Origin of the sequence: Pseudoduganella sp. OTU4001 (genome assembly GCF_038440195.1) — a bacterium.
GTDB lineage: Bacteria > Pseudomonadota > Gammaproteobacteria > Burkholderiales > Burkholderiaceae_D > Rugamonas.
Map to the genome: position 1 here is coordinate 91808 of NZ_JASATG010000006.1, position 21768 is coordinate 113575.

Annotated in this window: 18 protein-coding genes and 2 riboswitches; of the genes, 7 read left to right on the forward strand and 11 right to left on the reverse strand. The window is 61.7% G+C overall.

Annotated elements, in window-relative coordinates:
- The first annotated feature begins 18 nt into the window (after positions 1-18).
- Complete coding sequence (locus AAHE99_RS07820; protein WP_342116175.1) at positions 19-1650, forward strand: peptide chain release factor 3; 1632 nt, start codon at positions 19-21, stop codon at positions 1648-1650.
- A 51-nt stretch (positions 1651-1701) separates the two neighbouring features.
- Here the strand turns inward: AAHE99_RS07820 and AAHE99_RS07825 are convergent, their stop codons facing one another.
- The 4 genes from AAHE99_RS07825 to AAHE99_RS07840 all read right to left on the reverse strand — a co-directional run bounded on the left by AAHE99_RS07825 (position 1702) and on the right by AAHE99_RS07840 (position 7099).
- Complete coding sequence (locus tag AAHE99_RS07825) at positions 1702-3591, reverse strand: putative bifunctional diguanylate cyclase/phosphodiesterase (protein WP_342116177.1); 1890 nt, start codon at positions 3589-3591, stop codon at positions 1702-1704.
- Positions 3588-4127, reverse strand: a complete 540-nt coding sequence (locus AAHE99_RS07830; protein WP_342116179.1) for a YfiR family protein — start codon at positions 4125-4127, stop codon at positions 3588-3590. Before AAHE99_RS07830 ends, AAHE99_RS07825 begins: the two co-directional genes overlap by 4 nt.
- Positions 4127-6001, reverse strand: coding sequence for a TonB-dependent receptor plug domain-containing protein (locus AAHE99_RS07835; RefSeq protein WP_342116181.1), 1875 nt, complete (start codon positions 5999-6001; stop codon positions 4127-4129). The genes AAHE99_RS07830 and AAHE99_RS07835 overlap by 1 nt, the downstream gene beginning before the upstream one ends.
- 186 nt (positions 6002-6187) lie before the next feature.
- Positions 6188-7099: a GlxA family transcriptional regulator gene (locus AAHE99_RS07840; RefSeq protein ID WP_342116183.1), complete on the reverse strand. Its 912-nt coding sequence runs from the start codon at positions 7097-7099 to the stop codon at positions 6188-6190.
- 118 nt (positions 7100-7217) lie between these two features.
- On the opposite strand from AAHE99_RS07840, the gene AAHE99_RS07845 reads away from it, so the two are divergent.
- Positions 7218-8156: a fatty acid desaturase family protein gene (locus tag AAHE99_RS07845; protein WP_342116186.1), complete on the forward strand. Its 939-nt coding sequence runs from the start codon at positions 7218-7220 to the stop codon at positions 8154-8156.
- Positions 8157-8267: 111 nt separating this feature from the next.
- On the opposite strand, the gene AAHE99_RS07850 is transcribed toward AAHE99_RS07845, so the two are convergent.
- Complete coding sequence (locus AAHE99_RS07850; protein ID WP_342116189.1) at positions 8268-8672, reverse strand: hypothetical protein; 405 nt, start codon at positions 8670-8672, stop codon at positions 8268-8270.
- A complete protein-coding gene (locus AAHE99_RS07855) occupies positions 8669-11923 on the reverse strand; it encodes an nSTAND1 domain-containing NTPase (protein WP_342116191.1) in 3255 nt (1084 codons plus the stop codon). The genes AAHE99_RS07850 and AAHE99_RS07855 overlap by 4 nt, the downstream gene beginning before the upstream one ends.
- A gap of 188 nt (positions 11924-12111) precedes the next feature.
- Here AAHE99_RS07855 and AAHE99_RS07860 point away from each other — a divergent pair, with 188 nt between their 5' ends.
- Together AAHE99_RS07860 and AAHE99_RS07865 are read left to right on the forward strand one after the other, a co-directional pair.
- Positions 12112-13452 (forward strand): hypothetical protein, encoded by a 1341-nt coding sequence (locus AAHE99_RS07860; protein WP_342116192.1) that lies wholly within the window; start codon positions 12112-12114, stop codon positions 13450-13452.
- A 3-nt stretch (positions 13453-13455) separates the two neighbouring features.
- Positions 13456-14979, forward strand: coding sequence for a hypothetical protein (locus AAHE99_RS07865; protein ID WP_342116194.1), 1524 nt, complete (start codon positions 13456-13458; stop codon positions 14977-14979).
- Here AAHE99_RS07865 and AAHE99_RS07870 read toward each other — a convergent pair.
- The 4 genes from AAHE99_RS07870 to gcvT form a co-directional block, all read right to left on the reverse strand.
- A complete protein-coding gene (locus AAHE99_RS07870; protein WP_342116196.1) occupies positions 14976-15299 on the reverse strand; it encodes a hypothetical protein in 324 nt (107 codons plus the stop codon). The two genes, AAHE99_RS07865 and AAHE99_RS07870, sit on opposite strands and share 4 nt — an antisense overlap.
- A gap of 74 nt (positions 15300-15373) precedes the next feature.
- Entirely contained in the window at positions 15374-18253 is a 2880-nt protein-coding gene (gene gcvP, locus AAHE99_RS07875; RefSeq protein WP_342116198.1) for an aminomethyl-transferring glycine dehydrogenase, read from the reverse strand.
- Between the two features lie 64 nt (positions 18254-18317).
- Positions 18318-18698, reverse strand: a complete 381-nt coding sequence (gene gcvH / locus AAHE99_RS07880; RefSeq protein WP_342116200.1) for a glycine cleavage system protein GcvH — start codon at positions 18696-18698, stop codon at positions 18318-18320.
- 36 nt (positions 18699-18734) lie between these two features.
- Complete coding sequence (gene gcvT, locus AAHE99_RS07885) at positions 18735-19853, reverse strand: glycine cleavage system aminomethyltransferase GcvT (RefSeq protein WP_342116202.1); 1119 nt, start codon at positions 19851-19853, stop codon at positions 18735-18737.
- 45 nt (positions 19854-19898) lie between these two features.
- Positions 19899-20003, reverse strand: a riboswitch (glycine riboswitch).
- A 7-nt stretch (positions 20004-20010) separates the two neighbouring features.
- A riboswitch (glycine riboswitch) is annotated at positions 20011-20096 on the reverse strand.
- Between the two features lie 80 nt (positions 20097-20176).
- On the opposite strand from gcvT, the gene AAHE99_RS07890 reads away from it, so the two are divergent.
- The 3 genes from AAHE99_RS07890 to AAHE99_RS07900 all read left to right on the forward strand — a co-directional run bounded on the left by AAHE99_RS07890 (position 20177) and on the right by AAHE99_RS07900 (position 21329).
- On the forward strand, positions 20177-20476 hold the full coding sequence (locus AAHE99_RS07890; protein WP_342116203.1) for a hypothetical protein: 300 nt from the start codon (positions 20177-20179) through the stop codon (positions 20474-20476).
- 104 nt (positions 20477-20580) lie between these two features.
- Positions 20581-20709: a hypothetical protein gene (locus tag AAHE99_RS07895; RefSeq protein WP_342116206.1), complete on the forward strand. Its 129-nt coding sequence runs from the start codon at positions 20581-20583 to the stop codon at positions 20707-20709.
- A 68-nt stretch (positions 20710-20777) separates the two neighbouring features.
- Positions 20778-21329 (forward strand): ATP-dependent Clp protease proteolytic subunit, encoded by a 552-nt coding sequence (locus AAHE99_RS07900; RefSeq protein WP_342116208.1) that lies wholly within the window; start codon positions 20778-20780, stop codon positions 21327-21329.
- Between the two features lie 53 nt (positions 21330-21382).
- Here AAHE99_RS07900 and AAHE99_RS07905 read toward each other — a convergent pair whose 3' ends face one another.
- Complete coding sequence (locus AAHE99_RS07905) at positions 21383-21550, reverse strand: hypothetical protein (RefSeq protein WP_342116210.1); 168 nt, start codon at positions 21548-21550, stop codon at positions 21383-21385.
- Between the last annotated feature and the right edge of the window lie 218 nt (positions 21551-21768).

Genomic DNA, 21768 nt, shown 5'->3' on the forward strand with positions numbered 1-21768 from the left:
CCACCACTGGCTGCCATCATGTCTGACGATATCCAAGTTCAATCTTCGAGCAAGACTCCCGCGCTGATCGCGCGGGAAGTCGCTCGCCGCCGTACTTTCGGCATTATTTCCCACCCGGATGCGGGTAAAACCACGCTGACCGAGAAGCTGCTGCTGTTCTCGGGCGCGATCCAGATGGCCGGTACCGTCAAGGCACGCAAGAGCGGCCGCCACGCCACCTCCGACTGGATGGAGATCGAGAAGCAGCGCGGCATTTCCGTGGCTTCCTCGGTGATGCAGTTCGAGTTCCGCGACCACATCATCAACCTGCTGGACACCCCGGGCCACCAGGACTTCTCCGAAGACACCTACCGCGTGCTGACCGCCGTGGACTCGGGCCTGATGGTGATCGACGCCGCAAAAGGCGTGGAAGCGCAGACCATCAAGCTGCTCGACGTCTGCCGCATGCGCAATACGCCGATCGTGACTTTCATGAACAAGCTGGACCGCGAATGCCGCGATCCGCTGGAGCTGCTGGACGAAGTCGAATCCGTGCTGAAGATCCAGTGCGCGCCGGTGACCTGGCCGATTGGCATGGGCAAGAACTTCCGCGGTGTGTACCACCTGATCAACGACGAGATTCTGCTGTTCCGCGCTGGCGAAGAAAGCGTGCAGGGCTTTGAAGTCATCAAGGGCATCGACAACCCGCGCCTGCAGGAGATGTTCCCGCTGGAGATGGACCAGTTGCGCATGGAAGTGGAGCTGGTGCACGGCGCCTCGCATCCATTCAGCCTGGAAGACTTCCTGGCTGGTAAGCAGACCCCGGTGTTCTTCGGCTCCGCGATCAACAACTTTGGCGTGCGCGAGATCCTGTCGGCGCTGGTCGACTGGGCGCCTGCGCCGGGTTCGCGCGATGCTTCGGTGCGTACCGTGCAGCCGACCGAAGAGAAGTTCTCTGGCTTCGTGTTCAAGATCCAGGCCAATATGGACCCGGCGCACCGCGACCGTATCGCCTTCCTGCGCGTTTGCTCGGGCCGTTTCGAGCGCGGCATGAAGGTCAAGCACCTGCGACTGAACCGCGAAGTCAAAGTGTCTTCCGTGGTGACGTTCATGGCGTCGTCGCGCGAGCAGGTGGAAGAGGCGTACGCGGGCGACATCATCGGCCTGCCGAACCACGGCAATATGCAGATCGGCGATTCTTTCTCGGAAGGCGAGATGCTGCAGTTCACCGGCATTCCATACTTTGCGCCGGACTTCTTCCGCCAGGTGCGCATCCGTAACCCGCTGAAGATCAAACAGTTGCAGAAGGGTTTGCAGCAGCTGGGCGAGGAGGGCGCCGTGCAGGTGTTCAAGCCGCTGCAAGGCGGTGAGGTGGTGCTGGGCGCGGTGGGCGTGCTGCAGTTTGAAGTTGTCGCTTCGCGCCTGATGAATGAGTATGGCGTGGACGCGGTGTTTGAAAGCACTTCGATTTCCACCGCGCGCTGGGTTTCCAGTGACGATAAGAAGGCGCTGGCCGACTTTGAAGCGGCGCTGGGCCATAATGTGGCTTACGATGCGGCCGGCAACCTGGCCTACCTGGCGACTTCCGGCGTGAACCTGCGCTTGACCCAGGAGCGCTGGCCGAAGCTGACCTTCCACGCGACGCGCGAGCACGCGACTAAGCTGGATTAAAACCGGTAAGGCAGGGTCTGACCCAAGGGTCAGACCCAGGTTTACCGGTTTTCAAGCCGCCCAAAGCCGTCGCTCCCGCAATAGCACCTCCAGCTGCTCCGCCGGCATTGGCCGCGCAAAGTAATACCCCTGCATCACATCACACCCCGCATCAGACAGGAACGCCACCTGTTCCTCCGTCTCCACGCCCTCCGCCACAACGCTCAAGTTAAGCGAATGCGCCATTGCAATAATCGCCTTCGCAATCGCCGCCCCATCCCCCGGCACCGAATTCACAAAACTCCGGTCAATCTTCAGCTGGTCAATCGGGAAGCGCTTCAGGTAGGCCATCGACGAATACCCCGTCCCAAAGTCGTCAATCGACAAATGAATCCCCGCCGCCTGGATCTTATGCAGCAGCGCGATATTGGCGTTAACGTTCTCCATCAGAACGCCCTCGGTAATTTCCAGCTCCAGCAAACGAGGCGGCAGTCCCGTCTCCATCAGCAAAGCCTGCACCTCATACATCAGCTGCGCATCCTTGGTCTGGCAAGCCGACAGGTTGACCGCCACATGCTCGATATCGTCCAGCAGACCAGCCTTGCGCCACTCCGCTGCCTGGCGGATCGCCGTCTGCAGCACCCAGCGCCCCAGCGGCACGATCACACCGCTTTCCTCCGCCACCGGAATGAACTCCGCCGGACTCACATGCCCGCCAAGCGCCGCGCAATGCCAGCGCGCCAGCACCTCCATTCCCGTCATGCGGCCAGTGCGCACATCGATCTGCGGCTGGTAATGCAAGGACAGCTCATTATTCTGCAAGGCCTTGCGCAGGTTCGCCTCCAGCGCCAGTCGCTTGCTCGCCTTGGCCGCCATCTCCTCGTGGAAGACCTCATAGGCATTCTTGCCCTTGTTCTTCGCATGGTACATGGCGATATCCGCACAGCGCACCACGGCCGCCGCATCCGGCGCATCCTTTGGATAAACGCTGACACCAATGCTGGCGCTGACGAACAGCTGGTGCGTCTCCACCACGAACGGCTCGCCCAGCGCCGTCAGGATCTTGCGCGCCACCTGGTCCGGCTCGACCTCGTCGTCCGCCGGCTCCACGATCACCACGAATTCATCGCCGCCGATGCGGCAAATGATGTCCGTGCTGCGCAAGGTCGCCGTCAAGCGCTGCGCCACCAGCCGCAATAGCTGGTCGCCGGTATCATGTCCCAGCGTATCGTTCACCACCTTGAAGTTGTCCAGGTCCAGCAACAATAAGCTGACCGCCGTTTCCTGCCGGTCGGCGCGCTTGAGCGTATGCGCCAGCTTGTCGTTGAAGGCATTCCGGTTCGGCAGGCAGGTAACCGGATCGACGTGGGCCAGCAGGTGCAGGTTCTGCTCCGCCTGCGCCACCGCAGCGCGCATGCGCCGCACCAGCATCCAGGCCAGCGCGAAGGAACCCAGGGTCGCAATGCCGGTAAAGCCCGCGAACGCAAAAGCACGCCGGTAAAGCGGCACCAGCGTAGCGCGGATCGACACGCTGCCGATCAGCTTCCGGTCGACCACGACCGGCTCCTGCACCTCCACATAATCCATGCCGTACTGGTGCAGCGATTCACCACGTTCGCTTTGCGGCAGCTCCGGCACTGCCGCGCCATTGCGGCGGAACTGGGCCAGCGGCATGCTGCCGACAATGATGTTCGCGCTCTGCACGCTGGGCGACGCCGACAGGCCGCCCAGGATTTCCTCCGCCGCGCGCGCATCGTTGAAGAGCAGGGCAGCCGTGCTGTTATTGCCGACAATGCGCGCCTGCACCTGCAAGTCGCGCAGCAGCGTGCTACGCAAGGCCATGAACTGGAACACCACCATCAGCAGGCCAGCCAAGCAAAGCGCCGCACCGGCCGCCATCATGGTCGAGCGCACCACCTTGCTACCGATCGGCATCATCGTGATTTTCTGTGGCGCCTTCATTGCACGCTCCTTGCAAGGCGCAGCAGTTTGGAGCTGAGAGTCAGGCGCGCCTGCTTCACGGGCATCATATCGACGTCAAATCCCACCCGGCGGTTGGCAATGCTGAAGGAGATCATCGCGCCGCTGGAGCCGATGATGCGGTCATCCGCCACCGTCAGCACGCTGCTGGTGGACAGGTCGTGCTTGAGCAGCGGCCAGCGCTCGCGGTCCTGCGCGTCGAGCACCAGTAGGTGGCAACTGGCCAGCTGCGCCGCGCCGGGAGCGGCCGGCAAGGTGCGCACGGACAGGCGATGCCCGTTGACCTGCTTCTCCTGCAGCCCGGTCAGCGCGGTGAGCAAGGCATTGCCCTGGAAGACGCATAGCCGCAGCGGCGCACTGGCCGGCAGCGTGTCGGCTGGCCATTCCGTGAACAAGGCAAAATTGAACAGGATGGCCGCCTTCAATTCCGCCTCATCTGCGCTTGACGGCAGCTGCGCGTGCGCCCACCCGCCGGACAACGGCAGGCAAGCGAGAAGGGCGCATAGGCGTTTCTGCATCAGTAAGCCGCCTTCAATCTGAAGTAGATCCGGCGTCCATCCTGCTCGATGGCGTGTTGCCGGAAGCCCAGCGAGACCGGGTCCGCATAATGGTGGTCGAACAGGTTCTGCACGCCAAGCGCGACATCGAAATGGCGCGTCAGGCCGTCGCTGAAGAAGTTCAGGTTCGCCAGCGTGAATGCGCCCGCTTCGCCGCCGCTAATCAACTTGCGCGCGCTGACATACTGGCCTTCCAGACCCGCGTGCCAGGCGCCGGAGATGCGGCTAGTCGCATTCAGCTTGGCCAGCCAGCGCGGCGAATTGAGCTCGGAGTCGCCGCCCGAGACATGCTGGCGCGCCACGCTGGCGCGCATGCGGGCGCCGTTGCGGAAGGAACGTTCGTACTCCATTTCCAGCCCGCGCGCGCGCGCCTTGCCGAAGTTGCGGAAGATGGGCAAGCCAAACTCCTCATCTTCGACCTCCGTGATCAGGCTGGAAGCCTCATTGGCATAGCCGGTAAGCGTCAGCCGCGCGCTGGCGCCAAGCTGCTGCACCAGGCTCAGTTCGTGGCTGCGGATACGTTCACGCCCCAGGTCCGGGTTGGCCAGCTGGCCGCCCTGGTTATCGATCCCGTAGAACAGCTCATAGCTATTGGGCGCGCGGAAGGCGCTGCCATAAATCGCTTTGACCGTGGTGCCCGGCGACAGCTCGGCAATCAGCGCGAGACGCGGGTTGTACACGCCGCCCGTGCTGGACTCGCGGTCGTAGCGGATGCCGGCATTCAGCAGCACGCCTTGCGCCAGCGTGATTTCGTCCTGCGCGTAGACGCCGAGGCGCTTGCCCTGCGAGCGGTCGTCCAGGTAGCTGGCGTAGGGATCGATATCGAAATTCTGCTGCAGCACGTCGTGGTTGTACTGGTAGTCCGCGCCGACCACCAGCTTATGGGCCTGCGCAACCTGCAGGTACAGGCTCACGTCGCCGCCCCACCAGCGCGCCCGTGTGCGGTCCAGGTTGATGGTGCCGAAGGGGACGTGGTTGATGAAACGGCCTTCGTACTTATAGTCGCCGTGGTAGATACGGCCGGTCAGCTCGCCGCTCATCGGCAGCACTGTACTGCGGTAGGCCGCCTCCACCAGTTGGATGCGGTCCAGCGTTTGTGCGCCGGGTACGTTGAAGGGCTGGCCGTAGGAAGCTGTCGGCATGCCCTTGGTGCGTTCGCCGTGAACGACCGACATCGACCAGTCGCCCACCTGGCCACGTGCATAGAGGCGGGTGAAGCGCTCCCAATCCAGCCCGCGTGCACTGCCATTGAATTCAGGGAAGTAGAGATCGCGCCCGTCGATGATGCCGCGATTGGCGGCGATCAGCAGTTCGGCATCCGCATCGCGCCAGCCATAGCTTGCGCTGCCGCCACGGGTGCCAGCCTGGCCGGCTTCGAGCGTGGCGCGGGCGCCTTCCAGGTCCGACGCCCGGCGCGTAATGACGTTGATGACGCCAAAGAAGGCGTTGGCGCCGTAGATCGACGAACCCGGTCCCGGCACGAATTCGATACGGTCGACCAGCTCAAGGTCCAGCGGGAATTCAGCGCCGATCTGCGCCTGGTCGAATACCGGGTCGTTGATGCGCGTGCCGTCGATCTGCAGCAGGAAACGTGTGCTCAAGTCGCCCGGCCGCAGGAAGCCGCGCGCGCCGAGATAGGTATAGCTGCGGTCATTCGCAGTGTACAGGCCGCGAATACTGCGCAAGGCGTCCGCCAGTGAGCGCCAGCCATAGGCCCGGATATCGGCCGAAGTCAGGACGGTTACATTGGAAGGCGCTTGCGTCGCCTTCTGGTTAAAGCGGGAGGCGCTGTAGACCTCCATCGACATCAATTGCTCAAGCGGCAAAGTAGTCAAGTCGGCATCTTGCGCGCAAGCGTTGGCCGCCGCGAGCAGCAAGACTGCCAGCGGCCTTTTGCGAAGGCCATGCAGTGCACTGTGTCTCATCCCGTTGCATAGTTTTTATCGTATGCCGCCATGTTGGCATTGCCATGTGGGAATGTACAGCGCCGTGAGCGCAATCAGCAACTTTTACAACAACCATTAGCTGTTCAATAACGCCCGCCAGGCACTGGGGGCTTGCCCGGCGATCTGCTTGAAAGCGCGCCGGAACACCGCCTCGTCGCTGAATCCACATTCGATGGCGACGCGCCGTAAGCTGTTGTCCGGCCGCGCCAGCAGGCGTTTGGCCTGCTCGATGCGGCATTGCAGGATGTACTGCAATGGCGTGTGGCCCAGGGCCGCCGCGAAGCGCCGCGCCAGCGTCCGCGTACTCATCGCGACACTCCGCGCCACATCGTCCGGCGTGATGCCGGCGCAGCAATGCTGCTCGATATAGCCCTGCGCCGCCTGCACGCGTGTATCGCCGTGCTGGTGGCGACTGTTGGTATTGACCGCCGCCTGCTCATACGAGAGCTGGCGCGATGAGTTGGCGTAGCGTGCAAACTTCAGCGCCGCCTTCTCGCCGTGGAAGCGGCTGACCAGGTGGGCGCAGGCATCAATGGTCGGCGCGATGCTGGCCGCCGTGATGAGTCGCCCATCGACCACCAGCGGCGCTTGCGGCGACAACCTGACTGCGGGCCGGGTGGCCGCAATGGCGCGGCGGTCGGCCAGGTTGCAGGTCGCATCGCGCCCGTCCAGCAGTCCCGTCGCCGCCAGCAGCCGTACGCCGCTCGCCGAAGCCAGGATGCAGCCGCCGCTTTCGTAATGCCGCACAATCCAGCGCAGTAGGGCAGGGCTGGCCGGCGCCGCACCGTAGAACGACGGCAGCACCAGTACATCGGCCTGTGGCGAATTGCGCAAGCTGCGCTCCGGCACGATGGCTGGTCCGGTGAAAGAGCGTACCGGCTGCATGGTCGGGCCAACCAGGGTGACATCAAACATCGCCGCCGCCTCAAGATCCGGCTCGCGCGCGTTGAGCGTGCCCGCCACCGCCAGCAGCTCTCGGATCAGCATGACGCCTCCCATCCAGCATTGGTGGTCGATGTAGAGATGAACAGGGATGGCGGAAAAGGTGCGTTGCATGGCGAATATTGTACTGCGTTGGGCGCGCCGCGAGGCTAGGATTGTAGCCATGAACATTCTCAGCTACCTCTCCAAACAGGAACTCCGCGAATTCACCACGGCGGACAATGCACGCGCCACGTGGGTGGTCGCCGTCAACGTTGCGCTGGTCGCCGCCGGTTTTGCCTTGCCCGCGCTGTGGCATCACCCATTGGCCTGGGTGTTGGCCTCGATCCTGCTCGCTGGCCGCGCCCTCGGTTTCGCCATCCTCACGCACGACGCCGCGCACCTCAACTTCTTCACGTCGCGCAAAGCCAACCAATGGATCGGCAAATGGATCTTCGGCGCCTTGCCGAACGTACCATACGCCGCCTATCGCCGGGGCCACCTCGAACACCACCGAACCGCCGGCACTAGCGACGACCCCGACCTGGCCTTCGTCACCGGCTATCCCGCCACCCGTGCCAGCCTGGCACGCAAGCTGCTGCGCGATGTTTCCGGCATTAACGGCGTCAAAGGCATCATTTACCAGTTCCAGCCGACCGATCGCGGCGCGCTGTATCCCTTCATAGCCATGCACGGCCTGATCATCGCAACGCTGTGGGCGCTTGACGTGCCTGAGGTGTACGGCTGCTGGTGGCTCGGCCAACTGTTCGTCTTCCCGCTGATCCTGCGTCTGCGCGTAATGGGCGAACACGGCGGCGTCCCTGACCACATGGACCGCGATCCTCGCCGCAACACTGCCACCACCCTGGCCGGCCCACTCGCGCGCCTGCTGGTCGCCCCCAACTTCGTGAACTACCACGTCGAGCACCACATGGCCGCCACAGTGCCTAGCTACAAGCTCCCGGCGATGCACAAGCTGTTGCGCGAGCGCGGCTACTTCGACAGCGCACAATGCCTGGCCACCTCCTACTGGGCCGTAATCCGCCGCTGCATGGCCGTAGACGGAAACACCGCGGCACGCCGCAAACACGGCGCCCGCGGCGTTTTGGACAACATGCGTTAAGACTATTTTGCTGGCACGGCCAGCGGCTCTCCCTTCTAGACGATATAGGTCACGATCAAAGCGATGATGGTCGAAGCGGCGAGCGGGACGAGAGTTCGACGTCTCAACGTTTTAGCCCGGTGGGTTGTTTTCGATTTTTGGTACGTCTGCGCTCTCAACATTGTTGTCGTCGAGCCTCCTGACCACGTTCAGTTTGTTGCCGTGCTTGTCGCGGTATTGGAACGAGAGGATAAAGGTACCTTTCGCGGTGTTCAGGTCTTTTAAATTGTACTGTTGGCGATTGGGTTTAATGTCCGGATCAATCAGTTGATTCTGTCCCAATGGGCTAATACCTACGCTGTCAATTTCCACATCATCGGAAGACTTGGCATCAATGTGGAAATGTATGTCCGTGTTGTGCTCGTACACTGGAATGATTTCGGGAACGTATTTGGCGTTATAGCCATTCGCGTCCTTTGTCACCGTAATTTGGCACTTCAAAACGGTGTTGCCCATTTGGTTGGCGCTGTCCTTCATGGTCTACCTTTCAACAAGGGGTGGGAGGAAACAAAATTTTGATATCGCGCTTCGCGATATCCCATGCGCTGCAATTTTGTGAGGTGGGGCGCCGCTGCGGTCAGATCCCCCAGGCACAGATTGGCTTTTGCTGCCGAAGCAAGCAAGGAATGCTCGTTGGTGTTAGCGATAACGTCTTTCAGCAAGTCCTGGGCGCGCTGGCAGTATGGCAAAGCGGAGGCGTCACCAGTCTGTTTTCGCGTTATGTCTGCGCGCGTAAGTAGTCCATCGGCCAGGAAGCCGATGAGGACATTATCCTTCCTTGCACTTTCATGTAAGCGTTCCAGCTGAACAAGCGCTGCGTCAGTATTTGCGAGGGCATCGGCATCACGGCCCGTTGCGAACAAGACGGCTGTGCGGCTAAGTTCGAATTTCACGGTTTGATACGACAGGAATGTATCCTTTGGATTCAGGGCTCGAAGCTCGGACATCTTTCGGCATACTTCATTCAAACGCTCCAACGCCAAGGCTGCATTCTCAGGAGACAGTTCGAGTTCGATCAGCCTACCCTCGGTTTGTAGCACACGTGCTTGCCAACCGCGATTACTTGGGTCTTTCGCGGCGAGTCCTTGCGCGATCTTGGCGGCCTCTCGCAACGATTGGATTGCATCAGCTTTCGCACCCAATGCAACATTCAGGAGAGATTGGCGCATCAGGGAAAGGGCGAGCTTATTGTTGTCGCCAGCGCTTGGATTAGGGATTGAGCGCAGGAGACGTTCCTCCTCCTTGTAGAGCCTCATTGCGGATTGGAGTGCTCCCGTCTTCAATGTACTTTCAGCCGACCACGATACAGTTCCAGCTAGTTCAGCCTGGATCTTCATATCGTCGGGCTTGAGCTTGAGCGCCTTACGATTCAGATCGAGTGAGGCATCAAATTTTTTTGCTGCGAGCTGGTACTCATTGCGGGACATGGCCAATGTGCCGAGTGCGGCGGCGGCGTAGGATTTCTCCATCAAGCCATCAACTTGGTCATTTGTGGAAAGGCTATATTGATCGCTATAGCGTTCGTAGTCATTGAAATAGATCTCAGCCTTATCCAACTCGCGGCGGGAGTACTCGAATTGACCTAGCATGAAGGCATTAAAACCGGCTTGCTTCAAAAACTCGGAATTTTTGAAGAACTCTGGAGGTGCCGCTTTTACGAGTTGCCGAGATGTGTTGAGTGCTTGTTCATATTCTTTTGGCCGGTTTCGCTTGCCGTTGACTTCGGCAATGACCTGCAGCGCTTTTACACGGTTTGCCAGGGTTGTAGCATTCGCTTCCTTTACGTCGTTTCTCCCCAAATAGGTGAGAGCCTTGCTGCCAACGTCGTCCAATAAATCGAGGCGTCCAATTGGACGGAGCTTTTCAACAAAATCTCCGAGCATGTAGGTCATCAGGCTCTCGGCTTCATAGCGATTTTTTTCGGCCTCTGACTGTGCGGATCTGGCGCGTAATCCGAAGACCGTGGTCAACAGGGCGAGCACACCGATTAGCGACATGACTCCTAGAATGATGCGTTCCGCAAACCTGGCATGCCGCACAGACGTCTTTACATACTCCTGTTCGATCGGGGCGAGAGAAAAATCGCGCAAGGCCAGCAAATCAGCGGCCTGGCTTACCTGACTACCTCGCGGCAGAAGGAGATCTCGCTTGCGTCCAAGCTCGGCCCAGCGGGCTGCCTGGTTGCCGATACGGGTGCGCAGCTGGAGCGCGTTACGGTGACGTTCGATCCATTCTGCGACACGCGGCCAACGGCGCAATAGCGCTTCATGCGCCACTCCGAAACTCGGCACGTCCCCCGCTAACTCGCTGACGAATAAGCGTGCCTCTACCATTACGCGCACCAGGTCGCGTTCTTTTTCGGTACGCAGCATATTGAGCGGACTGCGCCGGGACGTCACCGAGCCCTGGTCTTCGCCAACGTTCACTAATAAGGAGAGTACGTGCGGGAGCGCCGCGATCTGGCCTGCGTCCAACTGAGAAACTACCTGTTCGGCGCGTACGCCTACCGCGCCTTCGATGCCGCCCAACTGGCGATATATCGCAAACTTCAAGACACTGTCGTCGCCCCTTTGGCGGTAAAGCTCGTTCAAGGTGTACTGCAACAGCGGCAGCATATCGCTATTGCCGCGAGAGGCATCACATAACACGTCATCCAGGGTCGCACCGGTTGCTTCGTCTTTTTCGAAGATAAGACTCGCCGCAGCTGCGGGCTGGCGGACGATCTGGGCGATTTCGGCGCCGTCGGGTGGCAATACGTCGAAGTGACCGCCACGCTGTTTCAACGACAGCAGGACTTGCTGTGCCATGACTTCGGGGTAAAAGTCATTGCGGCATGCCATCAGCATCAGCAGGCAATTCGACTTGGCTAGCGCATCGACAGCATAAATAAAACGGTTGGTTTCTTCTGCTTCAGTCCGGAACACAGCTTCCATGCGGTCGACAAAAACACCGACGAGTGGGCGAGTACAGGCGCGGTTACGCAACTCTTCGGCGACGGCGTCGGGTGCCTCGGCCAAGCGCTGGCCCAGGCTGTCGGCGCTGGCGCCGGGGAACAGGGGCTCGCCGTTAATGTCGGCGTCGATCAGGGCGCCGGCGAGGGCCTGGAACAGGGTGCCGCTACCGAGGTCGGCGCAGTCGAGGTAGACGGTGCTGGTCAGGCCGACCGGTTCATCGGAGCGGGTGGCGCCTGCCATCAAATGCGGCAGCAGGCCGGCGCGCACCAGGGAGGTCTTGCCGGAGCCGGATGGGCCGAGCACCAGTGCCATGGGGCAACCATGGGCGGCCTGGGTCATCACCAGTTCGCGCAACTGGGCGGTGGCTTGCACGCGGCCGAAGAAGATTGCGGCGTGGTTTTCCTGGAATGCTTCGAGGCCTCGGAACGGGGAGCCGCCGTCCCAGGTGGTCGAGGGCGGGGCGGCCAGGGTCACGACCGGAGCGATGGCGCGGTAGCCGCGCTTGCGGATCGTCTCAATATAGCGCGGTTCGGTGCTCGAATCGCCGAACGCGCGGCGCAGCTGGGTGATGGCTTTATGGACCGGGTTATCGCCCAGTTCGCTGCTTCCCCAGCACGCTTGCAGGATCTCTTCCGCCGGAATCACGGCGCCCGGGTGGCGGCAAAGGTAGCGCAAAACCGCCATCACGCGCGGTTCGAGCTGTGTCTTCGCATCCCCGTTGCTGACGATGTTGGTTTCCGGACTGATCAACCAGTCGCCGAATTGGAACTCCATGGCCTGCCCAACCTTCTGTTCTTCTGGTTCTTATAAATCAATGACTTAGAAATCTTCCGGAGCAAACCTTCCGGTCCGGAAGGTTTCTTTTTGGCTTCCGGAAGATTGCCGGAAGGCGGCAGAAGGATTTTTTTCTTACAGTGCAGTCATTGCCAAACGGCCAAATCTTAACATTCTCCAAAGCAAAAATGGTAACTACTAAAGCGGTATTTTTTGAGATCGGTTCCGAAACGACGACTTCCGTACAACAGTTGTCGGCGAGCTGGTTCACCTCTGGAAACTTGCTTGAGAGCACGATTGTGGCCATGCGGGAGGCCGGCGAGTTTCCCAACAGCATCCGTTACGGCAGCGTCGAAGTCGGCAGCCTGGCGCTCGGCGGTGTGGGTGAAGACGAGGCGGTGTTGCGCCCGGTTGAGATTCGTTACGACGAGGCAATGCCAAATACGGCCCATGTGAGCCTGACCCTGGCATCTGGAACCTTGCGCTTTTACAACGGGTTTGGCCGAAAGGATATCTTGCGCCAATCGGTCGCCGGCTGGCGCCTGGAGTTCATCGCGGCGGTGAATGAGTATGGCGGCTTGGTCCTGCAGGCGGCATTGTGTGACGTCGATAAATCATATTTGCCATGCGATAACGCACCGCTGAAGGAATTCTTTATAACCGCAGTGGGGCACTGGCTGCGCAGCTGGTCCGGTCCGGTGCTCGAAAAAACAGCAATGCGCCGCGCTGTGATCAGCCGCGAGAGTTTCCTACGCCAGTACATCTACCCGCTGGTTGTGGAAAAACTGCAGCGCCGCCTGGATTCGCTGCCGGACTATGTGACTTCGCGCGAGGGCGTGGCCGAGGTCAATCCGCAGGACAGCCTGAACGAAAAATCGGGTGTAGAGGCGACCATCGGCAATGGCGAGCGCGCGCGCTTCATCCGCAACAGCAATGGCTGGACTTACCGCGACCACGTCCTGCTGAACTGGCAGGAGGCCAACCGCACCTTGCACGACCGCGAATCCGAGCAGGACTTGCAGTACATGGTGACCATGGGCCGCCAGGCCGGTCCGGACGGTGTGCCGCGCCCGACGCTGGATATCAGCAGTGTGCTGGGCCGCTATGAGTGGGACAGCGTGAAGCAGGAATTGCCGCTGTCGCGCCAGCGCAGCTATATGGGCAAGGCCTGGGCGCGCGCCACCTTGCAATGGTCGTTGCGCCTGCAGTGGCAGACGGAGGACGGCCGCGTGACCATTGCTGCTCTGGCGCGCAAGGGCATGCCGGCGACGGATGCGGGGACCACGGGCATCTACGTGGTGTCGGACCCGCTGCCGCATCTGCTGAATGTGCAGCGCATGAACCTGTGGTGGGAGGGTAATGCCGCCAGCCTGCAGGCAGTTCAACAGGATATTGCCGGTACTTTGGCGACGGCCACCAGCGACATGTTCGCGGCCGTTGCGGAGGGACTGGCCCCGGGGCGCAAGCTGGGTTGCCGTGACTTGCGCATCAACGAGTCTGGTGACATTGAAATTGAGCTAGGAGTGTGAAGCATGTCTGTGCTGATGACGTCTGCGCCGGTTGCGCAGGTCCGACAATGGGGTGGCGCCAGTGCGTCCGGCGCCCTGAGTTTTGCTGCTGCGCGCGTGGCGCGTATTGTCCTGCAGCGCGAGCCGATGGCGAGCGAGGCGCTATCTTGGACTACTTTATATAGCTGCCAGGGCGAGGCTGTGCGCGGCCGGGCGGAACTGGCGCTGCATCTGCTGGCGCGTCCGGAATTGACGGAGCTGGATCCGAAGGAGCGCCTGCTGCGTGCCTATAACGCGGTGTTTGATCGTTACGATGCGTCGCAGCCGGCCGATATAGTCTATTGGCGCAGCCAGTTGTCGGCGGGACGTGAGCTGGCCGCGCTGGTGCGGCAGGAGCTGATTCCGCTGTACGAGACCGGTTATCGCTCCAGCCCTTGCGCGGCGCCGGCTGCGGCGCGTTCGCCGCTGTTCGTGGTGCGTGATTCGGCTGGTTTGCCGCTGGTGTTCACAGTGGGGGCAAACCGTTCGCTGTACCTGTTCCGCCGCACGCCTTTCGGGCGCTGGTCGCAGACTGATTTGAGCGGGATGCTGCCTTTGAATCAGCCGGGCAAGGTGCAGGCGCTGGATGTGCGCCAGGCGCCGGATGGTTCGATCGCGCTGGCGCTGGCCATGGCGCCTTGGGGCAGTGGCGGCGGGCCGACCGTGCATGTGGCGGTGGGCGTGTCGAACCACTTCGACGAGGCGGGCTGGGTGGAGGTCATGCGCGGCATGGAGCCGCGCCAGGTGCCGGAGGTGCAGGGCGATGTGACGCGGATTGCGTTCGGTCTGCTGCAATCGGGCGCTGTGCCGCTGGTGCTGGTCACTGCGGCGAACACCTGGTATTTCAATGCGGCGATGGATGGGCCGTTGATGGCCTGGGAAGACCAGGGCGGCGCTGGGGCGCTGGTGACTGCGGTGGGCAGCTACCGGGTGCCGGGGGCTTGGCGTTTGAGCGAGACGCCTTCGGGGCGGATGCTGCGCTTTAATAGCTTTGCGCGAGCTGCGGCCTGGGGGATTGCGATTGATTACCAGGGGCTGCCGCGCCGGGCTTGCTGCCTGCACCTGGCGCCGTCGAATGTGCCGAATGTGCCGGATGTGTTTGTGGCGGGTGAGAGCATCGTTGTCTATCGCGGCGGGCAGTCGGTGCCGCAGCCGGTGGCGAATATCGGTGGGGCTTGCGTGGTGTGGAGCGAGGCAAATGCTGCGGGGGAGTATCTGGCTTATGGCGATGGGGCTGGTGGCTTGTGGCTGGTTTGCCGGAAGCCGGGCGGGCATTGGGGAATGCCGGTGCCGATTGCTACCACTTTAGTGATGGCTGCTTTGATGGCGGCGCCTAATTATGGCGGTGTGCATGCGATTGGGGTGACGCCGGGTGGGGCGCTGGCTTGGCTGCGCTTTAATGCTGACGGGGCGCAAGTCGGGGCGGAGGAGATTACCCAGGCTGCGGTGTGGGATGATGAGGCGCAGGCGGTGCAGCGTGCGGCACGGGTTACGCGGAGTGTGGCTTAGTCTTTGGCGCTTAAGGCGTCGATGAGGGCGGCTAGCCAGCAGATGAGCAGGATGGCGCTGGGGAGGCTGGCGCCGCTGGCGTCGCTGGATTCGGCGAGGCGGGTGGCGACGGCGACTGGGTCGGGTTGCATGGTGCCGCTGGCGGCTTCGGTCAGGAGCTTTTCTGTGGCTGTGGAGAGGGAGTTCATTAGCCAGATCAGCGCTGCGACTGAGGGGATGAGGAAGAGCAGGCCGCGTTTGGGGCGTTTCAGGATTGCCAGCTGGCCAAGGCCGGGCAGCACTAGGCCGGAGAGGAGGGCGGCTTTGGTTGATTGCTTCATTCGTTCTCCTTCCTTTAAACCCGGCATACTTTGGGTCAGACCCCTGGGTCTGACCCCGGTTTACCGGTTTGCTGTTACGCGTAGTCGCTCACCGGAATGCAAGCGCAGAACAGGTTACGGTCGCCGTACACGTTGTCGGCGCGGCCGACTGGCGGCCAGTACTTCTGCTTGCGCAGCGATGGCACTGGGTAGGCGGCTACTTCACGGCTGTACTTGCGCTCCCACTTGTCGGCCAGCAGCACCTCGGCGGTGTGCGGGGCAAACTTCAGCGGGTTATCCAGCTTGTCGAACTCGCCCGATTCAACCTTGGCGATTTCAGCGCGGATCGCGATCATCGCGTCGATGAAGCGGTCCAGTTCAACCTTGGACTCGGACTCGGTCGGCTCGATCATCAGCGTGCCCGGAACCGGGAAGCTCATGGTCGGTGCGTGGAAGCCGAAGTCCATCAGGCGCTTGGCCACGTCTTCGTTGCTGATGCCGGTGGCATCGGTCAGCGGACGCAGGTCGATGATGCACTCGTGCGCCACCAGGCCGTCGTGGCCCGAATACAGCACTGGGAAGTGCGGCGACAGGCGGCGCGCAACGTAGTTGGCGTTCAGGATCGCGGTCTCGGTGGCCGCGGTCAGGCCTTCACCGCCCATCATGGCGATGTACATCCAGGAGATCGGCAGGATCGATGCGGAGCCGAACGGTGCGGCCGAGATCGAGCCGATGCCGTCTTCGCTGCGCACGTAGCCGTTGGAACGCTGGTTCGGCAGGAACTTGGCCAGGTGCGCGCCAACGCCGATCGGGCCGACGCCTGGGCCGCCACCGCCGTGCGGGATGCAGAAGGTCTTGTGCAGGTTCAGGTGCGATACGTCGCCGCCGAACGAGCCTGGGCCGGCTACGCCAACCAGTGCGTTCATATTGGCGCCGTCCACGTATACCTGGCCGCCGTGCTTGTGGATGATGTCGCACAGCTCGGTGATGCCGTCTTCGAACACGCCGTGGGTGGATGGGTAGGTCACCATCACGCAGGCCAGGTTCTTGGAGTGCTGTTCGGCCTTGGCTTTCAGGTCGGCCAGGTCAACGTTGCCCTTGTCGTCGCAGGCGGTTACCACAACCTGCATGCCCACCATGGCGGCGGATGCTGGGTTGGTGCCGTGTGCCGAGGATGGGATCAGGCAGATGTTGCGGTGGCCTTCGCCGCGCGACTCGTGGTACTTCTTGATCACCAGCAGGCCGGCGTATTCGCCTTGCGAACCGGCGTTAGGCTGCAGCGAGACAGCGGCGTAGCCGGTCACCGCGCACAGCATGTCTTCCAGCTGGGCGATCATTTCGCGGTAGCCGACGGTCTGGTCGTTTGGCGCGAACGGGTGGATGGTCGAGAACTCTGGCCAGGTCACCGGGATCATTTCGCTGGTGGCGTTCAGCTTCATGGTGCACGAACCCAGCGGGATCATGGTGCGGTCCAGCGCCAGGTCCTTGTCGGCCAGGGAACGCAGGTAGCGCAGCATTTCGGTTTCGCTGTGGTAGCGGTTGAAGGTTGGGTGCTCCAGGTAGGCGGAGGTACGCACCAGCGCTTCAGGGAAGTTGCGGTCCACGGTCGCTTCGACACCGTCGAAGTCAGGGGCAGCCTTGCCGCCGCTGAACACATTCCACAGGGCGGCCAGGGTATCGCGGTCGCAGGTTTCGTCCAGCGAAACGCCAACGTGTCGGCCATCGATCTTGCGCAGGTTGATGCCGGTGGCGACAGCGGCTGCGTGCAGGGCGTCTGCCTTGTCGGTGGCGATGGTCAGGGTGTCGAAGAAGGTATCGTTGACCGAGTAGCCCAGGGACTTCAGGTTGGCAGCCAGGATGCCGGTGTAGCGGTGGGTGCGCTCGGCGATCTGCTTCAGGCCTTTCGGGCCGTGGTAGACGGCGTACATGGAGGCCATCACAGCCAGCAGGACCTGTGCGGTACAGATGTTCGAGGTCGCTTTTTCGCGGCGGATGTGCTGCTCGCGGGTCTGCAGCGCCAGGCGGTAAGCCTTGTTGCCGTTCTGGTCGATGGTCACGCCAACCAGGCGGCCTGGCATGGAGCGCTTGTACTCGTCGCGGGTCGCCATGTAGCCGGCGTGCGGGCCGCCGAAGCCCAGCGGTACGCCGAAGCGCTGCGAGTTGCCGACGACAACGTCGGCGCCCCATTCGCCCGGAGGGGTCAGCATGGTCAGGGCCAGCAGGTCGGCGGCCACGATCACCATGGCGCCGGTTGCCTTCACGGTTTCAACGGCGGCGCGGTAGTCGCGCACCACGCCGTTCACGCCTGGGTATTGCAGCAGCACGCCGAAAGCGTCGGTCACGCCAGCCAGTTCGGCCGGGTCGAAAGTCTTGACGGTGATGCCCAGCGGCTCGGCGCGGGTCTGCACCACTTCCAGGGTCTGCGGCAGCACGTCGTTAGCGACGTAGAAGGTCATCGACTTGGACTTGCCGACGCGCTGGATCAGGGTCATGGCTTCGGCAGCGGCGGTGCCTTCATCCAGCATGGACGAGTTGGCGATGGCCATGCCGGTCAGGTCGATCAGCACCTGCTGGAAGTTCAGGATCGCTTCCAGGCGGCCCTGGGAGATCTCTGGCTGGTACGGGGTGTAAGCGGTGTACCAGGCTGGATTTTCGAAGATGTTACGCAGTACCACGCCCGGGGTGTGGGCGTTGTAGTAGCCCTGGCCGATCAGGGATTTCAGCACCTTGTTCTTGGAAGCGATGCCTTTCAGCTTGGCCAGTGCCTCGTTCTCCGGCAGCGGCTGGAAGAATTGGCCCAGTGGCAGTTCGTTCTTGTTGCGGATGCCCGGTGGGACGATGGCATCGATCAGGGCGGCGCGGGTGGCGTAGCCGAGAACGTCCAGCATTTGCTGCTGTTCTGCGGAGTCCGGGCCGATGTGGCGGGCGATGAATGCATCGCGGGCTTCAAGTTGGGTCAGGCTGGTGCGGGTCATGGTGGGAAATCTCTTGGCCAGAATGTGAAAAGGGCCCGCACGCAGCGGGCCCGGTAAAACGATATTACTGCGCGACTTTGCCGTAAGCGGCGGCGTCCAGCAGGCCGTTGATGGCGCTGGCGTCGGCTGGCTTGATCTTGAACAGCCAGGCGGCGTAGGCGTCGGCGTTGATCGACTCTGGGGAGGCGGTCACGTCGTCGTTCACGGCCACCACTTCACCGGCGATCGGTGCGTAGATGTCGGAAGCGGCTTTGACCGATTCCACCACGGCGGCGTCGGCGCCGGCGTCGTAGGTGTTGCCCACTTTTGGCAGCTCGACGAACACGATGTCGCCCAGGGCGTCTTGTGCGAAGGCGGTAATGCCGACGGTCACGGTGCCGTCTGCTTCAGCGCGTACCCACTCGTGGGACTCGGTGTACTTCAGGTCTGCTGGAATGTTGCTCATGTTGGCTCCAAGGATTGGGAAAGTTAGTTGAAGAAGTCAAGCTACCAGGATTTTACCGTTACGGACGAAAGGCAGCTTCACGACGGTGGCGGCCAGCTTCTTGTCGCGGATCTCGACGTGCACGGTGTCGCCGACTTGCACGCCCATCGGCACGCGCGCCAGGGCGATTGCCTGCTGCATGGTCGGGGAGAAGGTGCCGGAGGTGATTTCGCCCGCTTCGCCGTTGGCGGCGATGACTTTCTGGTGGGCGCGCAGTACGCCGCCTTTTTCACGCAGGATCAGGCCGACGAACTGGGCGTTCTGGCCTTTGGCTTGCAGGGCTGCCTTGCCGATGAAGTCGCGCTCGGAGACCAGGTCGATGGTCCATGCCAGGCCTGCGTCCAGCGGGTTCACGGTTTCGTCCATGTCCTGGCCGTACAGGTTCATGCCGGCTTCCAGGCGCAGGGTGTCGCGCGCGCCCAGGCCGGCTGGCTTTACGCCGGCGGCGTTCAGGGCGTTCCACAGCTTTTCAGCCTGGTCGGCTGGTACGCCGATTTCGAAGCCGTCTTCGCCGGTGTAGCCGGTGCGGGCCACCATGGCTTCGCCGAAGGCGGTGCCTGGCACCAGGGCCACGTTGAATGGCTTCATTTCGGCGGTGGCTTCCTTGGCTTGCGGGATCACTTCCCAGACCTTGGCGCGGGCGTTCGGGCCCTGCACGGCGATCAGGGCCATCGCGCCTTCGCCGTCGCGGCGCTGGGTGATGGTGATGCCGGCGCCGGTGGCGGTGTTCTGCTGGTTCATCCAGGCTACGTCTTTTTCAGCAGTGCCGGCGTTGACCACCAGGCGGAACCACTCTTCGTTGATGAAGTAGACGATCAGGTCGTCGATGACGGTGCCTTCAGGGGTCAGCATGCAGGAGTACAGGGCTTTGCCCGATACCTGCAGCTTGTCGACGTTGTTGGCGATCAGGCCGCGCAGGAAGGAGCGTACGTTGGCGCCCTTCAGGTCCACTACGCACATGTGGGCCACGTCGAACATGCCGACGTCGGTACGCACGGCGTGGTGTTCTTCGATCTGGGAACCGTAGTTGACCGGCATGTCCCAGCCGCCGAAGTCGACCATACGGGCGCCGAGGGCACGATGAGCGTTATTGAGTGGGGTTGCTTTGAGCGACATTGATACCTCAGACCGATAGGGGTTAATAAACGTAAACATGGATACGCCTACCCCTCTGTCCTTGGTACCTGAGAGATAGCGGGAAGGTATTCCCGCACGCCCCTTCGGTGGGCCCTGCGCGCTGGCGGGCCGCTCTCCAGAGTTTTGAGCCATTGCGGCTCCCTGACCGGTCCTTTTGCCTGAGAGTTTTTGGGTTATGCCCCTTCGGCGCTAGCCAGAGCTAGTCTCTCCCGATCAAGACTCGGGACTATATGCCAGTAGGGCAATAAAGTCAATCTTGGCGCCCTTGGGGAACTCCTGCGCCGGGCGGCGGTCAAAAGGGCATGGAAACGCCAAATGACGACTATGACAACCCGTGGAAGACCGGCCTGGAGCGCTATTTGATGGACTTCGTTATGCTCTTTTCTCCGGGGTTGGCTGCAGAAATCGACTGGTCCGTGGAGCCGGAATTCCGCGACCAGGAATTGCGCCAGGTAGCTCGCGACGCAAAACACGGCTCGCGCCGGCAAGCTGATGGATTTCCTGCCGCTTACAAACGGCGGCCTTCTCAACTTCTTTGCACCCGGTGCGGATGCGCATTTCGCGACGTTGCCGTTCTGGATGGGATGAGCAGCGCATCTTAGATTTTCTCAATGTATTAGACTGGTTAATGAGATTGCCGGTGCCGCAAGAGGGGCTTCAGGAGGGGCTGCTGGCTGGGCGGCGGCGGATGCTTGAGGAAATCCTGATGTCCCGGTTTGGGGCGCCGTCGGAGGCGGTGCGGGCCAGGCTGGAGAGCGCGACATCCGACCAATTGACGCGCTGGGCGGGGAGGGCGCTGGTGGCGCAAACCCTGGATGAGGTCACTGGCGATTGAGTAGGGCGTGGCGCAGCGTGCAGCTGCGCTAGAATGGCCATTCATCCATTTCCACAAGTGGAGCGACCATGAGCGAAAAAGAAGACAAATCTGCCTGGTTCACCCTGTCAGGCGATGTGAACAGCGATATGGTGCACCGCGTTTTCGACGCGGTGGCGGACATGACGGAGGACGGCATCGAAACCGCCCACATCCTGATCCAGTCCAACGGCGGCTACGTCAGCGACGGCCTGTGCCTGCACAACTACCTGCGCAACCTTCCAATCAAAATCATCACCTACAACGGCGGGGCGGTAGCGTCGATTGCGGTGATCCTGTTCCTGTCCGGCAGCGAACGCTATGCCAGCGAGACGGCGCGCTTCATGGTGCACAAGTCGCACGCCAGCGCGCCGCACGGCGCCCGCCCCGACGCCCTGCGCATCATCGTGGAGGGCCTGCAGGCAGATGATGCCCGCACCGAATCCATCCTGCGCAAGCACGTCCAGCTGACTGATGAGCACTGGAATATCCACGCCTATTCAGACCTGCACCTGACCGCCAGCGAGGCGGCCAAGGTGGGCATGGTGAACGACGTGGCCGACTTCCGTCCGCCCAAGGGCAAGCGCGTCACCAATATCTGAAAAAGGAAAGGGCCCGGAAATTCCTTCCAGGCCCTTCTGCGCTGCCAGCCTGGTTAGCGTTTGCCGCTACGGCTGGAAGGCGTCTTTTTGTCCGTTTTGCTGGAACGGCTCATATCCGACTGCTCGTTGGATGGCTGGGCGGCCGAGCGGGACCCCTGGTCAGCCGACTGGCGGGTGCCGGAACTGGAACTCTGCTTGCTGGATTTTTGCCTGGATTTCATGGCAGCTCCCTTTCAAAAAGATCGGAGCTTCATCATGCTTTGTGCAATAGTAAAGGTGTATCGGAATACAACCTAGCGCCTTGTAGGAGAAGGGCTTGCACCATCTTGGTGCGGCCTCAACAGTTGCGAGACATTGTCGTAAATATTTTGCGATTCTTTGCTTTTGTGTATTGCCATGTGGCAATAATCTGCGACAATACGTATAACCCTCAAAGTCA